The sequence below is a fragment of the Roseicyclus sp. genome, assembly GCF_052168335.1.
Lineage (GTDB): Bacteria > Pseudomonadota > Alphaproteobacteria > Rhodobacterales > Rhodobacteraceae > Roseibacterium.
Genome location: NZ_JBQLZP010000598.1, coordinates 1 through 2,820 on the forward strand (window position 1 = coordinate 1; position 2,820 = coordinate 2,820).

At 72.7% G+C, this 2,820-nt stretch carries 5 protein-coding genes; 2 read left to right on the top strand and 3 right to left on the bottom strand.

Annotation, left to right across the window (positions count from 1 at the left end; genetic code table 11):
- From ACTS11_RS18345 to ACTS11_RS18355, 3 genes are all read right to left on the bottom strand, one after another.
- A partial coding sequence (locus tag ACTS11_RS18345; RefSeq protein WP_442641731.1) for a class II histone deacetylase occupies nt 1-811 on the bottom strand: 811 nt, incomplete at its 3' end.
- Nucleotides 812-899: 88 nt separating this feature from the next.
- The gene (locus ACTS11_RS18350) at nt 900-1,139 is read right to left on the bottom strand and encodes a hypothetical protein (RefSeq protein ID WP_442641732.1); all 240 of its coding nucleotides are present in this window, start codon (nt 1,137-1,139) and stop codon (nt 900-902) included.
- Nucleotides 1,140-1,149: 10 nt separating this feature from the next.
- A complete protein-coding gene (locus ACTS11_RS18355) occupies nt 1,150-1,536 on the bottom strand; it encodes a thiol-disulfide oxidoreductase DCC family protein (RefSeq protein ID WP_442641733.1) in 387 nt (128 codons plus the stop codon).
- A gap of 152 nt (nt 1,537-1,688) precedes the next feature.
- Here ACTS11_RS18355 and ACTS11_RS18360 point away from each other — a divergent pair, with 152 nt between their 5' ends.
- Nucleotides 1,689-2,399, top strand: coding sequence for a M48 family metallopeptidase (locus ACTS11_RS18360; protein ID WP_442641734.1), 711 nt, complete (start codon nt 1,689-1,691; stop codon nt 2,397-2,399).
- 85 nt (nt 2,400-2,484) lie between these two features.
- Complete coding sequence (locus ACTS11_RS18365; RefSeq protein WP_442641735.1) at nt 2,485-2,742, top strand: DUF6455 family protein; 258 nt, start codon at nt 2,485-2,487, stop codon at nt 2,740-2,742.
- Nucleotides 2,743-2,820: the final 78 nt, after the last annotated feature.

A 2,820-nucleotide genomic window follows, 5' to 3' on the forward strand; every position in this document is an offset into this window, starting at 1 on the left:
CGGCCGAGGCATCGAAGCCGCAGGCGACGACGATGGCGTCGGGTTCGTAGGCCGAGAGCGCGGGCATCACGATCCGCTCCATCGCCTCGACGTAGCAGGCGTGCCCGCCTCCCGGCGGGAGCGGGATGTTGATGTTGTGATGCTCGCCCGCGCCGGTGCCATGGTCGGCGGCGTCGCCCGTGTCGTAGGGATAGTTCCGCTCCTGGTGGAGCGAGAGGGTCAGCACGTCGTCGCGGTCGTAGAAGATCGCTTCCGTCCCGTTGCCGTGGTGGACGTCCCAGTCCACGACAGCCACGCGGCTCGCGAGGCCCGCCGCGAAGGCCGCCTCGACCGCGATGGCGATGTTGTTGAGCAGGCAGAAGCCGTTGGGGAAATCCGGCAGGCAATGGTGCCCCGGCGGGCGCGACAGGGAATAGGCGTTGGACAGATCGCCCCGCAGGACCGCGAAGAGCGCTTCCTTCGCCAGCCCCGCCGACAGCCGCGCGATGTCGTAGCCGTCCGGCCCGAAGGGCGCGCGCAGGCCCAGCTCGCCCCCGCCCTCGGCCGCGGCGGCGCGGAACGCCTCGACGTAGTCGGCGGTGTGGACGCGCAGGAGATCCTCCTCCGTCGCCGGCTCGGCCCCCCGCGTGTCGAGCGCGCGCCAGAGGCCCGTCACCTCCATCAGGTTCTTCAGCCGCCGCTTCGTCTCGGGGTTCTCGGGCAGGCCGCCGCCCACCGCGGGCTGGACGAGCCCCCCCACCGGCAGGAGAAAGGTGAAGTTGCCGCCCGAATGCCAGAAGCAGCGCTCGTCCCAGAAGAAGCCCGTCGCCATGTCTCTCCCCCGTATGTCTCTCTCCCGTGTTTTCCGGGGACTATGGCAGGCGCCTTCGGCCTTGAACACCGGTCAAGGCCCGGAGCCGCTACTTCTGCGACGGCACCAGCCGGTAGACGCCTTCCGGCAGGTCGAGGGCGGCGGCGAGATCCTGAAGCTGCGCCAGCGACAGCGTGATCTTCTGCACCCGGTCCGTGCGCGGGTCGAGCTGTTCGATGGTGATGCACTCGGCGAAGGCCGTGATGGTCACGTCCTCCTGCAGGGGCGCCTCGCCCTCGTCCACGAGGGTGACGACGGTGGCGTCGAAGTCGTGCTCGATGGTGAACATGCGCCCGAGCCTAGGGGCGCGGTCCCTCTCCCGCAAGCGCCATGCGCCGGAGGTGGCGGCGGTAGAGCCAGGGCGCCGCGACCCGGTTGTAGCCGAGCTCGGCGAGATGCCGGACGCCCGGCACCCGCACCAGCCACGCGAGCCAGCGATAGCCCGGAAGCGCCGCCCAGATCCGCGCGAAGGCCTCGACGCCCGAGACGACGCGCCCGTCGGGCAGGCGCGCGTGCATCCGCCGCATCGCCTGGTCGGGCGTGAGCCGCCAGCCGCCGAGGTCGGCTGCGTTCAGGTCCTCGAAGACGAGGGCGGCGCCCGACGCCTCGGCCCGCGCGCGGTAATGCGCGATCTCGGCGCGGCAGATCGGGCAGGCATGGTTGTAGAGGATGCGGATGACGCTCATGGGCGAGAGGCTAGTGCCCAGGCCACGGCCCGCCAGTCCGCGCGGCGCCCTGCCGCGCCCCGGGCGGAATTGCCGCTGGACCTGAGGGCCGCAGGCGGTCAGGCTCACCGGGCTGCCCTTGCCCCGAGAATCCCGCCTCCGAGACAGCTTCGATGCGCGCCGCCCTCCGCCTTGCCCAGATGCTCGCCGCGACCGCGCTTCTTTCGGCCTGCGCAACGCTGCCGGCGCCCGAGGCGGCCGCACCCGCGACGGCGCCGCGCCAGCCCGCGATCTCCCCCGACATCTTCCTCGCGGTCGCGGGCGACGTCGAGCCGGTCGCCGAGGCGCTCTGCCGGGCCGAGACGCCGGACCAGGACTGCGACTTCGCCATCCTCGTCGACCGCGACCCACGGGTGCCCGCCAACGCCTTCCAGACGCTCGACCGCAACGGGCGTCCCGTCATCATCCTGACCCTCGGCCTCATCGCGATCCTCGACAATCCCGACGAGCTGGCCTTCGTCATCAGCCACGAGGCCGGGCACCATATCGCGCGCCACATCCCCGAGCAGCGCCGCTCCGCCGCCGAGGGGGCCCGCGTCTTCGGCGAGATGGCCATGGCAGGCGGCGCAGACCGGCGCACCGTCGCGCGGGCGGCCGAGCTCGGCGCCTTCGTCGGCGCGCGCACCTATTCCCGCTCGGCCGAGCTCGAGGCCGACGCGATCGGGACGGTCATCGCCTTCCGCGCGGGCTACGACCCCGAGAACGGGGCGCGCCTGTTCTCGCGGCTGCCCGACCCGGAGATGCCGCTGCTCTCCACCCACCCGCCGAACGCCGAGCGCATGGCGGTGGTGCGCCGCACGCTGGCGAGCCTCCGCGGCCGCTGAGGCCGCTTGATCTGCGTCAAGGCGCGCGCCGCGCCGCGGCGTCACGATCGCCCCGAACGATCCGCCATTGTCCGGGGAGCCGCCGATGCAGGGTGACAAGACGCTGAAGACGCATGAGGCGCTGATGGACCGGATGGCCCGGACCCTCGGCGCCGATCTCGACGAGGCGGAACTGCGCGGCGAGCTTGCGCCCGAGATCCGCCACGCGATGCTCCTGTCCTGCACCGGCTGCTCGGACCCCGCGGGTTGCGCGCACTGGCTCGACACCCACGAGCGCGCCGAGGCCGCGCCGGGCTATTGCCGCAACGGCTCGGTCCTCGCCGACCTCGCCCGCCACGACTGAGGCGGGCCATGAGCCAGGACCGGGTGCGCCCCCTCGGCGACGAGAAGCGGCATTACTGGCTCGCGCTCGGCATGGCGC

Coding starts and splice junctions, on each gene's coding strand:
- ACTS11_RS18355 (WP_442641733.1), bottom strand. CDS start 1,536: ATGAGCGTCATCCGCATCCTCTACAACCATGCCTGCCCGATCTGCCGC.
- ACTS11_RS18365 (WP_442641735.1), top strand. CDS start 2,485: ATGCAGGGTGACAAGACGCTGAAGACGCATGAGGCGCTGATGGACCGG.
- ACTS11_RS18360 (WP_442641734.1), top strand. CDS start 1,689: ATGCGCGCCGCCCTCCGCCTTGCCCAGATGCTCGCCGCGACCGCGCTT.
- ACTS11_RS18350 (WP_442641732.1), bottom strand. CDS start 1,139: ATGTTCACCATCGAGCACGACTTCGACGCCACCGTCGTCACCCTCGTG.